The organism is Amycolatopsis thailandensis (assembly GCF_042723255.1).
In the GTDB taxonomy this organism is placed as follows: domain Bacteria; phylum Actinomycetota; class Actinomycetes; order Mycobacteriales; family Pseudonocardiaceae; genus Amycolatopsis; species Amycolatopsis thailandensis.
The window spans coordinates 13,843-30,906 of sequence record NZ_JBHXJK010000041.1 but is presented as its reverse complement, the minus strand read 5'-3'; the positions used below and the strand labels follow the sequence as shown (position 1 = coordinate 30,906).

The 17,064-nt window shown below is 69.5% G+C and carries 19 protein-coding genes; 9 read left to right on the top strand and 10 right to left on the bottom strand.

What is annotated here, in order from left to right; genetic code table 11:
• Positions 1–2: 2 nt before the first annotated feature.
• Positions 3–1,463 (top strand): sugar ABC transporter permease, encoded by a 1,461-nt coding sequence (locus tag ACFWMR_RS18365; RefSeq protein ID WP_093932598.1) that lies wholly within the window; start codon positions 3–5, stop codon positions 1,461–1,463.
• 11 nt (positions 1,464–1,474) lie between these two features.
• A complete protein-coding gene (locus tag ACFWMR_RS18360; protein ID WP_093932597.1) occupies positions 1,475–2,656 on the top strand; it encodes an ROK family transcriptional regulator in 1,182 nt (393 codons plus the stop codon).
• A 58-nt stretch (positions 2,657–2,714) separates the two neighbouring features.
• On the opposite strand, the gene ACFWMR_RS18355 is transcribed toward ACFWMR_RS18360, so the two are convergent.
• The 3 genes from ACFWMR_RS18355 to ACFWMR_RS18345 all read right to left on the bottom strand — a co-directional run bounded on the left by ACFWMR_RS18355 (position 2,715) and on the right by ACFWMR_RS18345 (position 4,593).
• Positions 2,715–3,320, bottom strand: coding sequence for a TetR/AcrR family transcriptional regulator (locus ACFWMR_RS18355; RefSeq protein ID WP_378379199.1), 606 nt, complete (start codon positions 3,318–3,320; stop codon positions 2,715–2,717).
• Complete coding sequence (locus ACFWMR_RS18350; protein WP_093932595.1) at positions 3,301–4,164, bottom strand: alpha/beta fold hydrolase; 864 nt, start codon at positions 4,162–4,164, stop codon at positions 3,301–3,303. The genes ACFWMR_RS18355 and ACFWMR_RS18350 overlap by 20 nt, the downstream gene beginning before the upstream one ends.
• Positions 4,165–4,413: 249 nt before the next feature.
• Entirely contained in the window at positions 4,414–4,593 is a 180-nt protein-coding gene (locus ACFWMR_RS18345; protein WP_016332937.1) for a DUF7455 domain-containing protein, read from the bottom strand.
• A 339-nt stretch (positions 4,594–4,932) separates the two neighbouring features.
• Between ACFWMR_RS18345 and ACFWMR_RS18340 the strand changes: the two genes are divergently transcribed.
• Genes ACFWMR_RS18340 through ACFWMR_RS18330 form a run of 3 tightly spaced genes read left to right on the top strand, consistent with a single transcriptional unit; the run spans position 4,933 to position 6,843 of the window.
• On the top strand, positions 4,933–5,727 hold the full coding sequence (locus ACFWMR_RS18340; protein WP_378379198.1) for an EamA family transporter: 795 nt from the start codon (positions 4,933–4,935) through the stop codon (positions 5,725–5,727).
• Positions 5,728–5,773: 46 nt separating this feature from the next.
• Entirely contained in the window at positions 5,774–6,190 is a 417-nt protein-coding gene (locus ACFWMR_RS18335; RefSeq protein WP_093932594.1) for a GNAT family N-acetyltransferase, read from the top strand.
• Complete coding sequence (locus ACFWMR_RS18330; protein WP_378379225.1) at positions 6,190–6,843, top strand: DUF6885 family protein; 654 nt, start codon at positions 6,190–6,192, stop codon at positions 6,841–6,843. Before ACFWMR_RS18335 ends, ACFWMR_RS18330 begins: the two co-directional genes overlap by 1 nt.
• On the opposite strand, the gene ACFWMR_RS18325 is transcribed toward ACFWMR_RS18330, so the two are convergent.
• The 3 genes from ACFWMR_RS18325 to ACFWMR_RS18315 form a co-directional block, all read right to left on the bottom strand.
• The gene (locus tag ACFWMR_RS18325) at positions 6,818–8,257 is read right to left on the bottom strand and encodes an APC family permease (RefSeq protein ID WP_378379224.1); all 1,440 of its coding nucleotides are present in this window, start codon (positions 8,255–8,257) and stop codon (positions 6,818–6,820) included. The two genes, ACFWMR_RS18330 and ACFWMR_RS18325, sit on opposite strands and share 26 nt — an antisense overlap.
• 139 nt (positions 8,258–8,396) lie before the next feature.
• On the bottom strand, positions 8,397–9,059 hold the full coding sequence (locus ACFWMR_RS18320) for a response regulator (RefSeq protein WP_093932591.1): 663 nt from the start codon (positions 9,057–9,059) through the stop codon (positions 8,397–8,399).
• The gene (locus ACFWMR_RS18315) at positions 9,056–10,255 is read right to left on the bottom strand and encodes a sensor histidine kinase (protein ID WP_093932590.1); all 1,200 of its coding nucleotides are present in this window, start codon (positions 10,253–10,255) and stop codon (positions 9,056–9,058) included. The genes ACFWMR_RS18320 and ACFWMR_RS18315 overlap by 4 nt, the downstream gene beginning before the upstream one ends.
• A 109-nt stretch (positions 10,256–10,364) precedes the next feature.
• On the opposite strand from ACFWMR_RS18315, the gene ACFWMR_RS18310 reads away from it, so the two are divergent.
• Positions 10,365–10,952, top strand: a complete 588-nt coding sequence (locus tag ACFWMR_RS18310; protein ID WP_378379197.1) for a hypothetical protein — start codon at positions 10,365–10,367, stop codon at positions 10,950–10,952.
• On the top strand, positions 10,949–11,158 hold the full coding sequence (locus ACFWMR_RS18305; RefSeq protein ID WP_093932589.1) for a hypothetical protein: 210 nt from the start codon (positions 10,949–10,951) through the stop codon (positions 11,156–11,158). Before ACFWMR_RS18310 ends, ACFWMR_RS18305 begins: the two co-directional genes overlap by 4 nt.
• On the opposite strand, the gene ACFWMR_RS18300 is transcribed toward ACFWMR_RS18305, so the two are convergent.
• The gene (locus ACFWMR_RS18300) at positions 11,150–12,352 is read right to left on the bottom strand and encodes a hypothetical protein (protein ID WP_378277404.1); all 1,203 of its coding nucleotides are present in this window, start codon (positions 12,350–12,352) and stop codon (positions 11,150–11,152) included. The genes ACFWMR_RS18305 and ACFWMR_RS18300 overlap by 9 nt on opposite strands.
• Positions 12,349–13,140 carry a class I SAM-dependent methyltransferase gene (locus ACFWMR_RS18295; protein WP_378379196.1) on the bottom strand — a complete coding sequence of 264 codons (792 nt, stop codon included), beginning with the start codon at positions 13,138–13,140 and terminating at the stop codon, positions 12,349–12,351. Before ACFWMR_RS18295 ends, ACFWMR_RS18300 begins: the two co-directional genes overlap by 4 nt.
• Positions 13,141–13,204: 64 nt before the next feature.
• Here ACFWMR_RS18295 and ACFWMR_RS18290 point away from each other — a divergent pair, with 64 nt between their 5' ends.
• Together ACFWMR_RS18290 and ACFWMR_RS18285 are read left to right on the top strand one after the other, a co-directional pair.
• The gene (locus ACFWMR_RS18290) at positions 13,205–13,582 is read left to right on the top strand and encodes a hypothetical protein (protein ID WP_378379195.1); all 378 of its coding nucleotides are present in this window, start codon (positions 13,205–13,207) and stop codon (positions 13,580–13,582) included.
• Positions 13,583–13,628: 46 nt separating this feature from the next.
• Positions 13,629–14,828 carry a hypothetical protein gene (locus ACFWMR_RS18285; RefSeq protein WP_378379194.1) on the top strand — a complete coding sequence of 400 codons (1,200 nt, stop codon included), beginning with the start codon at positions 13,629–13,631 and terminating at the stop codon, positions 14,826–14,828.
• A 26-nt stretch (positions 14,829–14,854) separates the two neighbouring features.
• Here the strand turns inward: ACFWMR_RS18285 and ACFWMR_RS18280 are convergent, their stop codons facing one another.
• Both ACFWMR_RS18280 and ACFWMR_RS18275 read right to left on the bottom strand, forming a co-directional pair.
• Complete coding sequence (locus ACFWMR_RS18280) at positions 14,855–15,373, bottom strand: pyridoxamine 5'-phosphate oxidase family protein (protein WP_378277407.1); 519 nt, start codon at positions 15,371–15,373, stop codon at positions 14,855–14,857.
• 93 nt (positions 15,374–15,466) lie between these two features.
• Entirely contained in the window at positions 15,467–16,867 is a 1,401-nt protein-coding gene (locus ACFWMR_RS18275; RefSeq protein WP_005164520.1) for an RNA polymerase sigma factor, read from the bottom strand.
• Positions 16,868–17,064 lie beyond the last annotated feature (197 nt).

Below are 17,064 nucleotides of genomic sequence, written 5' to 3'. Positions count from 1 at the left end.
AAATGACTGAGACACCTGCAAAGCCCGCTTCGCCGGAAGGGGGCAAGTCCGCGGCCGCAGCGCTGAACCCGTCGGCGGCCATCACGGACTTCGGCATCGACACGACATCGATGTCAACGCGCGAGGCCGTCGGTGACTACTTCTCCCGGCTCAAGGCGGGACAGCTGGGTTCGCTCCCGGCGCTGCTCGGCCTGCTCGTGCTGGTGATCGTGTTCGCCTCGCTGTCGGACACCTTCCTGACGATGAACAACATCGCGAACCTGATGGCGCAGGGCGCCGGCAAGGCGATCATCGCGATGGGCATCGTGTTCGTGCTGCTGCTCGGCGAGATCGACCTGTCCGCGGGTACCGCGTCCGGTGTCACCGCCGCGGTGCTGGCGATGCATTACGTGCGCAACGGAAACCTGTTGGGCGGTATGGGGAACGGCGTGTTCATCACGTTCCTCGTGGTGCTCGCGATCGCCGGCCTGCTCGGGGTGATCCTGCGGATCTGGGCGGGTGTCGGATTCGCCGTGCTCGCGATCGCGCTGGTGCTTTCGGGAACCGCGGCCAACCCGTGGATCGAGATCCTTCTCGCGATCAGTGTCGGTGGCGCGATCGGTGTCCTCACCGGCTTCCTCGTCTCCAAGATCGGCATGCCGTCGTTCGTCGTGACACTGGCGCTCTTCCTCGCCTGGCAAGGCGTCATCCTCCAGTTTATCGGCGAGGGCGGCACGCTCGGCATCAGCACCTCGGACGTGCTGTTCAAGGTCGCCAACGGCAACCTGTCCACTTTGGGCAGCTGGATCCTCTTCCTGATCTTCGCGGGCGGTTTCGCCGCGGTGAGCCTCGGTCAGCACTTCTCGCGGCTCAAGCGCGGACTGGTCACCCAGCCGACGCCGATGGTGCTGTTCAAGGTCGGTGCGATCGGCGTGGTCGCCGCGATCGCCACGTACCTGCTGACGCTGAACCGCGCGCCCAACCCGAACATCGTGATCTCGGGTGTCCCGTACGTCGTGCCGATCGTGCTCGCGCTGCTGGTGCTCGGCACTTACGTGCTCAACCGCACGCAGTACGGCCGCCACATCTACGCCGTCGGCGGCAACCGCGAGGCGGCCCGCCGCGCCGGGATCAACGTCGAGAAGATCCGCGCGTCGGTGTTCGTCATCTGCTCGGCGGTGGCGGCGGTCGGCGCGATCGTCTACTCGTCGAAGGTCGGTTCGGTCGACCCGCAGGCCGGTGGCCTCAACACGCTGCTGTTCGCGGTCGGTGCCGCCGTCATCGGTGGTACGTCGCTGTTCGGCGGCAAGGGCCGGGTCGTCGACGCGGTGATCGGTGGCCTCGTGCTCGCGGTCGTCGAGAACGCGCTGGGCCTGCTCAAGCAGTCGGCGGCGGTGGTCAACATCGTCACCGGTCTGGTGCTGCTGCTGGCGGCAACGGTGGACGCGCTGTCCCGGCGCCGCGCGGCTGCGTCGCCGCGCTGAGTCCGCATGGAATGATGAAGTCCGTGACCAGCACACCCGTTGCACGACCAGACGAGGTGCGCAGGCACAACCGCACGACCCTGCTCAGGTTGCTGCACGTCAGCGGCCCGAGCACCAGGGCGACCCTGGCCACCTCGCTGGGGCTCAACCGCAGCACCATCAAGACCCTCGTCGACGGCCTCGCGGAAGCGGGTGTCGTCGAGGAGCGGGTCCCGAGGCCGGGACGAGGGGCGGGCCGCCCCTCGCTCCTGGTCCTGCCGCAGCCGCACGCGGCGGTGGTGCTCGCGGTCGATCTCCAGGTCGAACACGTGGCGATCGCGCTGGTCGGGTTCGGCGGCCAGATCCTCGGGCGCAACAGCTGGAATCTCCGCGGCCGGATGCGGGAGGCCGACGAGGTGATCACACACGTGATCGAGTCGACCACCGTACTGGCGGGCGACCTCGGCGTACAGCCGATCGCCGCGGGGGTGTCCGTGCCCGGCGTCGTCCGCCGGGCGGACGGGCACGTCCACGAGGCGCCCAACCTGCGCTGGACCGACGTGGCGCTCGGGGAACGGCTCGGCGGTGTGCTGCGCATCCCCATCCTGGTCGGCAACGACGCCGAACTCGGGGCCATCGCCGAACACCTGCGCGGTGCCGCGCGGGGCTCGTCCGACGCCGTGTACGTCTCCGCGGACGTCGGTGTCGGGGGAGGGATCATCGCGGACGGTTCGGCGCTGCGCGGCGGCTCCGGCTACGTCGGCGAGATCGGGCACATGGCGATCCGGCCGGGCGGCCGTCCCTGCTACTGCGGATCCAGCGGCTGCTGGGAGACCGAGGTGGGCGAAGCGGCCCTGTGCCGTGCGCTCGACCTGCCCGAGGACACCCCGCGCGGGGCGATCCTGTTCGAGCTGCGCGAGCTGGGCCGGGACCCGCACGCGGCCGAGGAACGGCTCTCGGAGTTCGCGGAATGGCTGACGCTGGGCCTGGTGAACGTGGTCAACCTGCTCGGCCCGCAGCTGGTCGTGCTGGGCGACCTGCTCACCGTGCTGCCCGATTCGGTGGTGAAGTCGGTGGCGGCCGAGGTCCGGCGGCGGAGCCTCGTCAGCCGTGCCGTGGGCGGGACTCAGATCGTGAGCTCGGCGCTCGGCGCGGACGTGAAACTGCTGGGCGCGGCCGAAGCGGCGTTCGAGATGATCCTCGACACGGTCTAGGACCGCGTTTAGTCCTCTAGATGCGGTCCTTGCGTGTGCAACTACAGCATCTAGAGGACTAAACGCGGTCTTTCGCGAGGCCTGAAAGCAGGGCCACCAGGGCGGCGAGGGACTTCTCCTTCGCCGCTTCGGGGTCTTCGGCGTGCGCGATCATCAACGCCGCTTCGGCGCAGGCGCTCAGCACCAGTTGCGCCAGCTCCGGGATCGGCCCGTCGACCAGCCGCCCCTCCGCGGCGACACCTTCCAGGAACTCCGTGATCAGGCCCAGCCCATAGCGGTTCTCCAGCTCGCGCCAGGCCGGCCAGCCGAGGACGGAGATGGCGTCGGTGAGCGAGATCCGCACCACTTCGGGCCGCAGGCACACGTCCAGGAAGTGGCTCAGCGCGCCGATGGCCGCCGCCCACGGATCGTCCTCCGCCTGCCCGAACGCCTTGAGTTCCTCGGTGATCTCCGTTTCGATCTGCTCGATCACGGCGCGGAACAGGCCCTGCTTGTCCCCGAAGTGGTGGTACAGCGCGCCCCGGGTGACGCCCGCCGCCCGGACGATCTCGTCGGCGGGCACGGCGGCGTAACCCGGGTCGGCGAACAGCTTCCGTGCCGCGGTGATCAACGCGGCCTGCGTCGACTGCGATCGTTCGGTCTGGCTACGTCGTGGCGTGGGCACGCATGAATTCCACCACCATGCCGCTCAGCCGCTCCGGCTGGTCCTCCGGCACGAAGGTGTACGAGTCCTCGATCGTCTTCAGTTCGGCGTCGGGCAGCACACCCGCGAGCTTGCGGCCCAGCCACAGCGGGAAGTGCCGGTCCTCGGGCGCCCAGACCAGCAGCACCGGCTTCTCGAACGCGGGCAGCCGCTCGGCCGCGGTCAGCGTGTAGCGCTTGTCGACACTCACCATGAACCGGCGCAGGTCGTCACGGATCTCCGGGCTCCGCCTGCTGGGCAGCAGGTACGCGTCCAGGACGTGGTCCGGGACCGGCCGTTTGGTCAGCCACAGGAAGTCCGTGGTCTTCAGCAGCCATCGCCAGCGCAACGCCTGGACCACCGTCCGGGTGCCGCCGGGGATCCGCGCCAGCGGGCCCAGCGCCGAGAACGCCGGCGGCAGGAAGTACTCGAAGCAGTCCGACGGCGTCAGCACGACGCGGCCCACCCGTTCCGGGGACGTGGTCATCAGCAGCTGCGTGAGCGCGCCGCCGGTGTCGTTCGCGACCACGGTGACGTCGGTCAGGTCCAGTACCTCGAGGAACCGCGCGATGAGCGCGGCGACCCCGGGCGGGCTCAGGTCGGCGCCGGGAACCGGGATCTCGTGTGAGCCCAGTGGCCAGTCCGGGGTCAGGCAGCGGAAGCCGGCGTCGGCGATCGCGGGGGCCACCTCGCGCCAGAGCAGGCCGTTGGTCAGCAGGCCGTGCACGAAGACCACGGGAGGGCCTTCACCACGGTCGCGGTAGCGGATGCGGGCGCCGCCGAGGTCCACCTCGTGCGTCTCGCCCAAGAGCTCACTGGTCGTCATGCGCTCAACATACATGCAGTCTGTATGTTTTTGAAGGTGAGTCTTCCGCCTGGGCAGCCGGAGTCGCCTGCCGGGAGTGCCCCCAATGTGGCATTGGAGACGCTGAACGCCCCCAATGCCACATTGGGGACATCGGATCGTGTGCCTGGGGCGTCAGCGGGGCAGAGCCGGGGCGGCAGCGGGCAAAAACAGGGCGGCCGGCTCTCTCCCTGGGGAGTAGCCGGCCGCCGGTGGTCGTGGACTGGTGGGTTACCGCTGAATGTCCGCGGACATTTCCTTGAGCTTCGTTTCGTGTGCGCGGGCGTGGTGACCACAGAAGAGCAACTCGCCACCGGTGCTGAGAATGGCTCGAACCTGAGCTGCCGCTCCACACCGGTCGCATCGGTCGGCAGCGGTCAGTTCGGGGCGGGTGAGCGTCGGCGAAGTCATTGGAGTCTCCCTCCGTCCCGGCACCGGTCGCCCGGTGCCATCGATCCAGCTACGACCACTTCGGCACTGATACCGGAAACGTTCGTTCCCGGCCCCGCCGTGTTCGTGCTTCCACTCTTCCAGACGTTTGGCGACCCGCAAGTGTTCCCGTGCGGGTGTCTCATTTGTCACTGGTAATTACCTCGGATGCCGTAGCGTAATCACGCAACGTAGGAGAAGACTCCCCGTCGAACCGACTTTTCCCACGTCAGGCACCATGCGGGGGTGGTTGTCGCAGTCGTCCGGAACCGTCTCCCCAGCGTGCCGGCCCCGATCTTGTTCGTTCTCAGCGGAATTTCGATGTACGCCGGTGCGGCCGTCGCCGTAGGTCTCTTTTCGGTCGCCTCCCCCGCGGGGGTGGCCTGGCTCCGCTGCCTCGGCGCGGCGGTCGTCCTCCTCGCGTGGCGCAGGCCACCCCGCTCGGCCTGGACCGGGCGCACGTTCCTGCTCGCGGGTGCGTTCGGCGTCGTCACCGCCGGGATGAACGTGCTCTTCTACGAGGCGATCGCGCGGCTGCCCCTCGGGACAGCGGTCGCCCTCGAATTCGCCGGGCCCGTGGTGGTGGCGGCCTTCGGGTCGCGGACCCGCCGCGACGTCTTCGCGCTGCTGCTGGTGGCGGCCGGGGTGATCGCCATCGCGGACGTCAGGTTGGAAGGCAGCCTGCTCGGCGTGCTCTTCGCGCTGGGCGCGGCGGCGGCGTGGGCCGGGTACATCCTGCTCGGGAAGCGGGTCGCGGTCGGCGGGAACGGGATCGACGGGCTGGCCGTCGGGTTCGCCGTGGGCACCGTGGTGCTGTCGCCGCTGGCGTTAAGCACGGGGGCGGTGTGGGGTTCGCCACGCCTGCTGTTGCTCGGCATCGGCGTGGGGGTGCTCTCGACCGTCGTGCCGTACGCACTCGATCAGGTGGTGCTGCGCAAGGCCGGGCAGGCGCGGTTCGCGCTGCTGCTCGCCTTGCTGCCGGTCACGGCCGGGCTGATCGGCTTCCTCTGGCTCCGCCAGGTCCCCACCCTGCCCGAGGCGCTCGGCACGCTGGGCGTCGTCGCCGGGGTGGCGCTGCGCTCTCCGGGGAAACGTGATGACTCGGCGCCCCTCTGAACGGGATACTGACCAGTCTGTGGCGCTTCGAGCACCGGGAGGACACGTGACCGAGATCCGGCGGGCCAAGACCGTCGAAGAGGTCGTCGCCGCCCAGCACCTGTTCGACGGACCCGCGCGGCGGACGGCGTCCGAGAAGTTCCTCGCGGGGGAGGAGAACCACCTCCTGATCGCGTACGAGGACGGCGAACCCGCGGGCATGATCACCGGCACCGAGGTGACGCATCCGGACAAGGGCACCGAGATGTTCCTCAACGAGCTCGACGTCAGCCCGGACTACCAGCGGCGCGGGATCGGCCGCGACCTGGTCGACGCGCTGGCCGGGCTCGCGCGGGAGCGCGGCTGCCGCGGGATGTGGGTCGGCGTCGAGACGGACAACGAGGCCGCGCTGGCGACCTACGCCGCGGCCGGGGCGGCGAACGAAGGGCCGTTCATCATGCAGTCGTGGACGTTCGAAGACTGATGTCCTCCGGAATCGACGGCGACCGGACGGGGCTGTCCGGTCGCCGCTGGCTGCCCGGCGGCGAGCATCTCGTCGCCGTCGCGCGGGCCGAACTCCCGCAGAAGGACGGACTCGCCGGGCCGTTCACGGCGCTGGCCGCCCTGCGCGCGGCCGGGTTCGCCGTCGGGGGCCAGGACGAGGTCGCGGCTCTGTCGGGAACCACGTTGGAGGGGCTGTCGCGGGCCATCGGCACGCTGTCGGGCGGACGGCTCGCGGCGGTGCCCGCCACCGGGAACCGGTCGCCGCAGTCGTTGTTCATGCTCCTGGCCGAGCTGTGGAGGCTGCCGCGGGTCGCCGTGATCGCGGAGGTCGACCCGGCCGAGTTCGGCGCGCACGACACACCCGAGCGGGCGCTGCTCGACTACCTCGACACCGGTATCCCGCCGCTGTGGTCGTCCCGCTGGCGGCCGGCCGAGACGCAATTCGTTCTGGTGGCCGGGATGCGGATCGGCACCGAGGGAACGCTGATGTCCATTATGGATAGTCGGCACGGGTTGCACGACCAGCCGGTGGAATGGCTGGCCGCGGCGCTGAAACGGATGCTGGTCGTGGTGGACGACGGCGACACCGAGGCCGCCGTCGCCGCGGTCACGACGGCAGGTCTGTGGAGCTGAGGTCGTCTTTCGCGAAGCGGGAATGCTTGCGCCCGTAGAAGACGTAGATCAGCAGGCCGAGCAGCAGCCACGCGGCGAACCGCAGCCAGGTCATCACGTCCAGGTTCAGCATCAGGTAGAAGCACGCCAGCGCCGCGACGATCGGCAGATACGGCGAGAACGGCACGGTGAACGGGCGTTCCAGGTCCGGTCGGCGCCTGCGCAGCACCGGGACGGCCAGCGCGACGATGATCATCGCCGACAGCGCGCCGATGCTGACCATGTCGGCGAGTTCGGAGATCGGGACGAAAGCGGCGAGCACCGCGATCAGCACGGCTCCGGCGATGGTCATCCGGTGCGGGGTGCCCCAGCGCGGATGCGCCGTGCCGAACTTCTTCGGCAGCAGGCCGTCGCGGCCCATCGCGAACCCGATCCGGCCGATCGTCACCAGTTCCACCATCATCACCGACGTCAGTCCGGTGACCGCGCCGAGTGAGATCAGCGCGCCCACCCAGTGCTGCCCGACGCGGTCGAAGGCGTCGGCGAGCGGGGCGCCCGTGTCGATCTCGGTGAACGGCACCATCCCGGTCAGCACCAGCGAGACCCCGATGTAGAGCAGCGCGCAGACCCCGAGCGCGCCGAGGATGCCGACCCGCAGATCGCGCTTGGGGTTCACGGTCTCCTCGCCGAGGTTGGCGAGCGCCTCGAAACCGGTGTAGGCGAAGAAGACGACGGCGGCGGCCGTCACCATCCCGGCGATGCCGTAGACGGACTGTTCGAGCCCGAGCGCGGCTTGCACGATCGGCTGGTGCAGCGTGCCGGCGGTCTCCGTCGGCGCTTGGGCGGTGGGGATGAACGGCGTGAGATTCTCGCCGCGGATGTAGAACACGCCGACCGCGAGGATCAGCACGCACACGGCGACCTTCACCAGCACGAGCAGATTCGTCACCCGCGCCGACTCCTTGATCCCGATGACGGCGATCACGGTCAGCACGGCGATGATCGCGACCGCGCCGATGTTCACCTTCGCGTCTTCGCCGAACCACTCGGGGGAGAGCCCCATCAGATTCGCGAGATAGCCGGACCAGCCGCGCGACACGACGGCCGCGCCGAGCGCGAACTCCAGCAGGAGGTCCCAGCCGATGATCCAGGCGAAGGTCTCGCCGAGGGTGGCGAACGCGTAGGTGTAGGCGCTTCCCGCCGTCGGCACGCTGGACGCGAGTTCGGCGTAACAGAGGGCGGCCATCCCGGCCACGACGGCGCCGAGCACGAACGACAGCGTGACCGACGGGCCCGCGTGCGACTTCGCCTCGACACCGGCGAGGGTGAAGATCCCGGTGCCGATGATGATCCCGACCCCGAAGCCGATCAGGTCACGCCCTTTGAGACGGCGTTTCAGCTCGCCCGAGTCCTGCCGTTTCAGGACCTCGTCCACGTCCAGAGTTCGCCGCATGAAAAGTCACGCTAGAAGATCGCCGCCCACCTCGCAGATCGGTGGGAGCCGAAGGGGACTTTCCCCGCACGAGACGCGGTGAAAGCTCCCTTCGCCCCGTCGCATGCGGTGAAGGGCCCCTTCAGCCCTCCAGGACGACGCCGTTCTCCTGCGCCAGGATCGCCGCCTGTACCCGCGACCGCAGCTCCAGTTTCGTCAGCACCCGCGAGACGTGCGTCTTCACCGTGGTCTCGCCGATGTGCAGCCGCGTGCCGATCTGCGCGTTGGACAGGCCGCCGCCCAGGCACGCCAGCACTTCGCGCTCGCGGTCGGTCAGCTCGTCGAGCCCGTCGGGGACGAGCGAAGGTTCGCGGGTCCCGGCGGCGAAAGCGGCGATCAGCTTCCGCGTGACCTGCGGCGCGAGCACCCCTTCGCCCGCCGCGACGAGTTTCACCGCCTCGATCAGCCGCGACGCCTCGACCGACTTCAGCAGGAACCCGGCCGCACCGGCCCGCAGCGCGGCGTGGACGTATTCGTCGAGATCGAAAGTGGTCAGCACGAGGACTTCGCACAGGCCTTCGGCGGTCAGTTCCCGAGTCGCCGCGATGCCGTCGACGCCGGGCATCCGGACGTCCATCAGCACGACGTCCGGCCTCAGCGCCTTCGCCTGGCGGACGGCGGTGGCGCCGTCCGCGGCCTCGCCGATCACCTCGATGCCCTCGGCGTTGCCGAGGATCATCATCAACCCGGCGCGGATCGCGCCGTGGTCGTCGGCGACCAGCACTTTGATGTTCCCGTCGCTCAAGACCCCTCCAGAGGCAGTTCGGCGCGGACCAGCCAGCCACCGCCGGACGGCCCGGCGGCGAGAGTGCCGCCCACCGCGGCGGCGCGTTCCCGCATGTTCAGCAGGCCGAGTCCGGTCCCGCCGTCGTCCCCCGAGCCGGAGCCGGGACGGAGATCGTTGCGCACTTCGACGGTGAGTATGCCTCCGTCGGCACGGATGTCGAGCACGGCCCGGCCACCCGCGGCGTGCTTGGCCGCGTTGGTGAGTGCCTCCTGCGCGATCCGGTACGCGGTCAGATCGACAGCGGCGGGGAGATGAGGGGACAGGACCGGGACGGAACCGATCTCGACCTCCAGCCCGCTCGCCCGCGCCGATTCGACCAGTTTGGACAGTTCGGCGAGCCGGGCGGGCGCGGTCGGTTCGATCTCACTGTCCCCTGTGGAGGGATCCGCGCGCAGCAGCCCGATCATCGCGCGCATCTCGTCGAGCGCGCTCACACTGTTCTCCCGCACCGATTCCAGGACCTTCCTGGACAGTTTCGGGTCGGCGGTGGCCATCGACAGCGCGGCCTCGGACTGGATCGCGATCGCCGAGAGATGCCCGGCGATGACGTCGTGCAGATCGCGCGCCATCTTCGAGCGTTCCCCCGCCACGGCGGCCTTGCGGTCCAGTTCGCCGATCGTGGCCAGCTGCACCGCGTTCGCCCGTTCGTTCTCGGCGATGTCCCGCTGCTGTCGGACGTTGGCCGCCCACCACACCGGGGTGACCAGGAACGGCAGGAGGGCGAACGCGGCCAGCACCGCCATGCGCCATTGGTCGGCGAAGATGAGCGCCAGGCAGACCACCGCGAGCGTCCCGATCGAGGCGACGCCGATCATCAGCCTGCTGGTGCGCCGCGAACCGTAGAGCGTCGTGGCGTAGAGGAAGTCGGTGAAGACGATGAGGATCGGGAGTGAGGGGCCGAACGTGATGTCCACGGCGAGCACGGCCAGCGCGCAGATCAGCGCCAGCGGGATCTTGCGGCGCAGCATCTCCAGCGCGCAGATCGCGGTCAGTTCGCTCAGGCGGATCCACAGCGGAGTGTCGTCGCGGCCCGCCAGCAGCACCTGCATCCCGCTCACGTAGACCAGCACGCCGAGGACCCACGTGCCGAAGGCGATGACGAGGTCCTGTTTCCATTCGGCGAGGTGGTTCAGGCGCGGGACGAACGTGGGCACCGCCCCATCCCAGCACACCCGGACGCGTGGCGGGGTCCTACTAACTGATGACGGTGATCTCGGTCCGTACGCCGACGCGGGCGCGCCGGATCCCGGCGAGACTCGGACCGTGAACAAGATCTGGGACTTCATCGCGGAAAACCCCATGGCGGCCGTGGTCGCCGGCGGGGAGATCGGCTTCTGGGTCGCCATCGTCGCCGGCCTGGTGGCCCGCTACCTGCTCAAGCTGAAGCGGACCAGCGTGTTCCTGCTGCTCCTGACGCCGGTGATCGACCTGGTCGTGCTGGTCGCGACGGTCATCGACCTGCGCAACGGCGCGACGGCGAACTTCGTGCACGGCCTCGCCGCGGTGTACCTGGGCTTCAGCGTGGTGTTCGGCCACTCGATGATCAAGTGGGCCGACGTGCGCTTCGCCCACCGGTTCGCGGGCGGGCCGCCACCGCCGCCCAAGCCGACGGGCCGGGCGAAGCTGCGCGCCGAATGGCGTGACTGGTTCAAATGCGTGCTGGCCTGCGGGCTCGCCTCGGGCGTGCTGCTCCTGCTGATCTTCATGGTCGGCGACACCGAGCAGGTCGCGCCGCTGTGGGACTGGCTGCCGAGGATGGGGGTCGTGACGGCCATCTGGTTCGCCACCGGACCGCTCTGGCAGGAGTTCTCCAAGAGCGACGACCGGGTCAAGGAAGGGGCGCGACGATGATCGAACTACTGGGGATCCTCCTCCTGGTGCAGGGCGGGGGCGGGCTGATCAACCGGCTGCTGGGCAGTACCGAACCGAGCTGGTTCGTCCAGCTCCACCTGCTCCCGCCGGGGATGCACGTGGTGGCCAGCGCGCTGATGGTGGCCGCGGGCGTCGGGCTGCTGTTCGCCGAGCGCTCCCGCAAGCAGCGCCGCCGGTCAGAGTGAGACGAGCACCTGCAGGACGCCGAGGACGATGGTGACGACCGTCAGCACGACGGTCACCACGGTGAGCCGCGTGACCCGCGCGCTCACCGTGTTCTCGTAGGAGTACCGGGTCTCCTCGTCCATCGCCTCGGCCTGACGGTCGAGCTGGGCGATGATCCGCTCCACGCCCATGCTCGTCACCAGGCGGCGCTCCAGCGAGTCGACCTCGGGCGGCAGGACGGAATGCAGCATTTCGAGGATGTCGTCGAGCGATCCCCGCAGCAGCCGGGTGCGGCTCCCGGCCTGCTTCATCGACGCCAGCCATTGGTCGGCCAGCGCCATCCGGATCAGGACCCGTTCGAGGATGAAGAGCATCCCGTGGTCGAGCCCGCCGACGTCGCTGTCGATGCCGAAGTACGGTTCGGCCGCGCCGAACGGGCCGCGCATCAGCTCGTCCTGCCGCTCGACGTAGTCGGAATCCTTGCTGTTGAGGCAGACGATCCCGCCCGCCATCGTGTAGGCGGCGACGAACGAGCGCGTGCCCCAAGACGGGCCGAGCGCCTCCCTGGCGACCTCGCGGGGCACGAACCGCCAGCCCTCGTCGCTGGTCGCCATCCCGTAGAACGGCCGGGGGTCGGCGGCGACCCGCTGGGCGGGCGGATGACCGTCGTGGGACCGCAGTTCGACGCACCAGCCCTTGCGGCCGAGCCCTTCGGTCAGGCCGCAGCCCTTGGTCAGGTCCTCGAAGATGTGGGTGACGGCCTTGAGCAGCGAGGGGAAGGTCTGCTCGCCGTAGCCGCCGTGCAGTCCGTTCGTTCCGTTCACCGTTTCGCGGCCTTGAAGGCTTTGCAGGACGGCGATGGCGAGATCGAATTCGGCGGCGGGCCCGTCCGCCGCCCGCCCGGTGATCGTGGTGGCGAGGACCAGCGTCATCGCGTGATAGGCCGGATGCCAGGTGACGACCAGTTCGCACGGCAGGCTGACCGCGCCGATCCGGATCGACAGCCGCGAGCCGCCGGTGCGTTTGCGCAGCACCCGTCTTCGCGGTGGCGTCGTGTAGTTGGCGAGGAAGTTCTCCGCGGCCGTCCACTCGTCGCCGAGTTTCCCGTCGAGGTGGGCCAGCAACCCCCGGTCCCGGCCGCCGTCCAGCACTTTCTCCGCTTCCCGCTCGGACAGCGGGACGGCCCAGGCGAAGGTGAGGAGTACCGCGGTCATGCGCGGCGCAGCAGGGTGATCAGGTCCCGGCCGAGGTGGCGGCGCAGCGGGCCGGAGGCGTTGACGAGTTCGTCGCGGTCGATGTGCTCGTCGGCGGGGCCGAGATCGTCGAGGACGTGGTAGGTCCACTCCCAGTCGGTGCGCCAGCCCGCGTCGGCTGCTTCGGCGGCGACCTCCACCGGGTCGAGGTAGTGCACCGGAAGCGCCGGGCCGCCGTCACGCAGCGCCTTGTCGAACTCGTCGCGGGACACGCGGCGCGAGCGGACCTCGCCACCGGCTTCGACGCTGTCGAGACTGAACGCGCCCCGCCCGATCGGCGACCGGCTGTAGGCCAGCACCAGGGTGCCGCCGGGCGCGGTGACCTCGGCCAGCCGCCGCAGGATCGGCGCGACGTCCGGGGTCGGCACGTGCTGGACGACGTGACTGCACAGCACGAGGTCGTACGGGCCGCCGTCGAGTTCGGTGATCGGCGAGACGGCGAAGGAGAACTCAGTGTCCTCGACGACGGTCTCGCGGGCCTTCGCCAGCCTGTCCGGGTCGGGGTCCGCGGCGGTGACGTCCGCCGAGAACCCGGCGAGCCAGGGGAGGAGCCGGCCTTCGCCGCAACCCGCGTCGAGCGACTTGACCTGATCGCGGCGGCCGAGGGACGCGGTGAGCTGTTCGGCGACCTTCCCGAGAGCGCGGTCCTCGCTGGCCGTCCAGTAGCCGTCGTAGGGTTCGTGCCGTCGGATGAACATCCCGGTGACGTGGTCGCCGGTGTCCGGATAGCGGTAGCTCTCGGTCAGCACAGCCGCGAATATAGCCCGGATTCACGGTTTCTCCGGTGGTCCGCCCGGGGGTTACCATCGAGTCGTGGCCACCGGGCCTGTCGCGCTGTACACCGTTGTCGCCGTGGCGCCGTCGGTTCTTTTCTGGTGCGCGCTGAAAGTGCCCGCCGTTCTGCGCCGGTGGCGCCGTCGCCGCGAGCCGGCGGTCCCGATCGGACCGCCCATCGAAAAGCTCGCAGCCGACCTCCGTCGCGTTCACCGGCTTCTGGCGGAACTTCCTTCCGGGGCGTCCGCCGTCCGCCGGTACGGCACCAGGCAGGCGTACGACGCGCTGCTCGTCCAGGCCTGCCGCGAGGTCGAAGTCGACCATCGGCTGGACGAACTGCCGGAGGGTTTCGACCGCGGCATCGAACGGCTGCGTGTCGAGGAATCCCTGGCGGAGCGTGGACTTTCCGTGTCCTGACGCGGTTTGTATCGAAAGTATGCGCGTGGCCGGGAAGCTCGCGGGCATGAAGAGGCTGGGACTTCTCGCTTCACTCCTGCTGGTGTTCGCGCTCATCCCCGGGGCCGCCTCCGCCGCGGCCGCCTTCCCCCGGATGGACGCGGCCACGGTCGACGGCTTCCGCTGGACGTCCGGGACGACCTTCGACACCTACGGCGCGCGGATCGCCGCCCTGGAGAGGCAGCTCCCGGCACGCGGCCTGCCGGAGATCCTGTCGTCGGCGAACCGGAAGGCGCGGCCGCTGTGTCACGGCACGTACCTCGCGGCGGCGCTGAAACCGGCGGGATTCTGCTGGGAGGACGCCAATGACGACAAGACCAATGACTGGATCCCGCAGGGACTGACCGGTTCCGGCGACGCCGACGCGGCGACCGGGAAGGTCGGCGGCAAGCGGGTCGTGGCGGCGTCCTGGCACACTCCCGGCGACACCATGGTCCGTCTGTCCTTTGTGGACGCGACCGGGCTGGGTTACCGGCACGTGCTGCTCGTCGAACCGACGTCGAACGACAACTTCGCCGTCGTGCAGGGGCACGGGCACGGCATGACCTGGATCGGGAACCGGCTGTTCGTCGCGACCACCGGCGGCGTGGTGCGGGTCTTCGACACGACACACTTCTGGAAGGTCGACGACAGCTCCGGTGTCGTCGGGAAGGGCTCGGACGGCAAGTACCACGCGGCGTTCTACGACTACGCGATGCCGCAGATCGGCGCGTACTGGTATCCCGGCGGCGGCGCCTGCACCAACGCTCCAGGGCCGCGTCCGTGCCTTTCGACGATGTCCTTCGACCACAGTGACGGCTCGATCGTGACTTCCGAGCACATCTCCAACGCGGCCGGGAGCCGGGTGCTGCGCTGGCCGTTCGACCGCGCGACCGGTCTGCCCAAGGTGTCGGCTGACGGGACCGTGCACGCGAAGGAAGGGTTCGTGTCGCCGGTGTGGGGCATGCAGGGAGCGGTGGCGCGCAACGGGTATTTCGTGATGACCGGCGTGTGCCCGGAGTACGCCGGGGTGGCGGGCGACCATCCGTCGTGCCTGCACGGCGGGGTCGGCGGCACCTCGACGTCACGGTTGAGCGGCCAGGCGCCGGTGAACTCGCAGAACCTGTCGTACTGGCCCGCGACGGGGGAGCTGTGGCTGATGAACGAGCAGCTGCGGGAACGGGTGACCGTGCACGTCCCCTGGACCACCCTGACCGGCCGGGCGTGATACGCATTTCGTCCTCTAAATGCGTATCAGGGGGTGAAGTCCCAGCGGGTGGCGCCGTGCGGTTCGGCACCCGCGACACCGATGGCGCGACGCAGGGTGAGGCGGTACAGGTGCCAGGGCGGCGCCCCGGCGCTGGGCGCGCTGAAGGGGGCCGTGAGCGCATCGCCCTCCACCGAGGCGGGCCAGCCGCCGGTCCGGTAGACCGCCGCCACCCGCTCCAGTGTCGCCGGGTCGGTGACGCGATGTGCCTCGCCTTCCAGCGTGAGATCGATGCCTCGCAGGCGCACCGAAACGGCGCACGCCGGGTTCTCGGCCAGGTTGCGGGATCGGCGGGTGCCGGGTCCGCCCTTGAAGTAGAGGGCGTCGTCCACCCAGACCGCTCCGACGCCCGCCGAGTGCGGGCGCCCGTCGGGGCGCACGGTCGTCACGAAGAAGGTCAGGTCGGCGGTGGGCGTGTCCTCGGCGAGGATGTCGCGCGGACGGCTCCACGGCAGCTCCGCGGATCCGTAACGGTCGAGGTTCTTGGTCGCGTGAGGTTTCGTCATACCCACGCGTCGAACGGGCGGGCCGCGTTTCGACACCGGACACGAAAAACCCCGCCACCGAGACGGTGACGGGGTTCTCCGTGAACCTGAAACTCAGTCCAGGTAGTCGCGCAGCACCTGCGAACGCGACGGGTGACGCAGCTTCGACATCGTCTTCGACTCGATCTGCCGGATGCGCTCACGGGTCACCCCGTACACCTGGCCGATCTCGTCGAGCGTGCGCGGCTGGCCGTCGGTGAGGCCGAACCGCAGCCGCACCACCCCCGCCTCACGTTCGGACAGCGTCTGCAGCACCGACTGGAGCTGGTCCTGCAACAGCGTGAACGACACCGCGTCGACCGCGACGACAGCCTCGGAGTCTTCGATGAAGTCACCGAGCTGCGAGTCGCCTTCGTCGCCGATGGTCTGGTCGAGCGAGATCGGCTCGCGGGCGTACTGCTGGATCTCGAGGACCTTCTCCGGGGAGATGTCCATTTCCTTCGCGAGCTCTTCGGGAGTGGGCTCGCGACCGAGGTCCTGCAACAGCTCACGCTGTATACGGCCGAGCTTGTTGATGACCTCGACCATGTGCACCGGGATACGGATGGTGCGGGCCTGGTCGGCCATCGCGCGGGTGATCGCCTGCCGGATCCACCAGGTGGCGTACGTGGAGAACTTGTAGCCCTTGGTGTAGTCGAACTTCTCGACCGCGCGGATCAGACCGAGGTTGCCTTCCTGGATCAGGTCCAGGAACGCCATGCCACGGCCGGTGTAGCGCTTGGCCAGCGAGACCACGAGCCGGAGGTTCGCCTCCAGGAGGTGGTTCTTCGCCCGCTCACCGTCGCGCACGATCCACTTGAGGTCGCGCCGCATCTGGGTGACGAGCTTCTCGCCCTCCTCCTCGGCGTTGCGGACGCGCTCGGCGGCGTAGAGCCCGGCCTCGATGCGCTTGGCGAGCTCCACCTCCTCCTCGGCGTTCAGCAGGGCGACCTTGCCGATCTGCTTGAGGTACGCGCGGACCGAGTCGGCCGAAGCGGTGAGTTCGGCGTCCTTGCGGGCCTGGCGCAGCGCCTCGGACTCTTCCTCGTCCCAGACGAAGTCCGGGTTGTCGGAGGTCTTGCCGGCGTTCTTGTCGGTCGACGTGCGGCGCCCGCGGGCGGGCGTCTCTTCGACGTCCTCCTCGGACTCCGCGTCCTCTTCCGTCTCCTCGGTGACGGAAGCGTCGACGACGTCCACCTCGACCTCTTCGAGGTCCGAGAGATCCGGGGTTTCGAGGTCGGCTTCGTCGAGCTCGCCGGGACCGTCTTCCGGATCGCCGTCTTCGGTCTTGGCGCCCTTGGTGGTGGGTTTCTTGGCCGGAGCCTTCTTCGCCGGGGCCTTCTTCGCGCCGGCCGCCTTGGCGGCGGTCTTGCGCGCCGCGGGCTTCGCCGCGTCGGTGGCTGCCTCGTCGGCCGGCTCGCCGGCTGCGGTCGCTGTCTTCGTCCCGCTTCGGGTTGCGGTTCTTGCGGCTGCCACTTACGCCCTTTCGCAGCGGTCGATCATGACGAGCCGAGGCGTGATGGTCTCGGCTGCCTCAAATTCGGGGAACACCCCTCGGCCTGCGGTTTCCCTCGTTCTCATGGGTGCCGCCGCCGTGGGCCGTGTTCCATTGTAACGACGATACGTGACAGCGTCGCGGCGCGGACCACCACCCGGCGGGCGCGACACGCCGT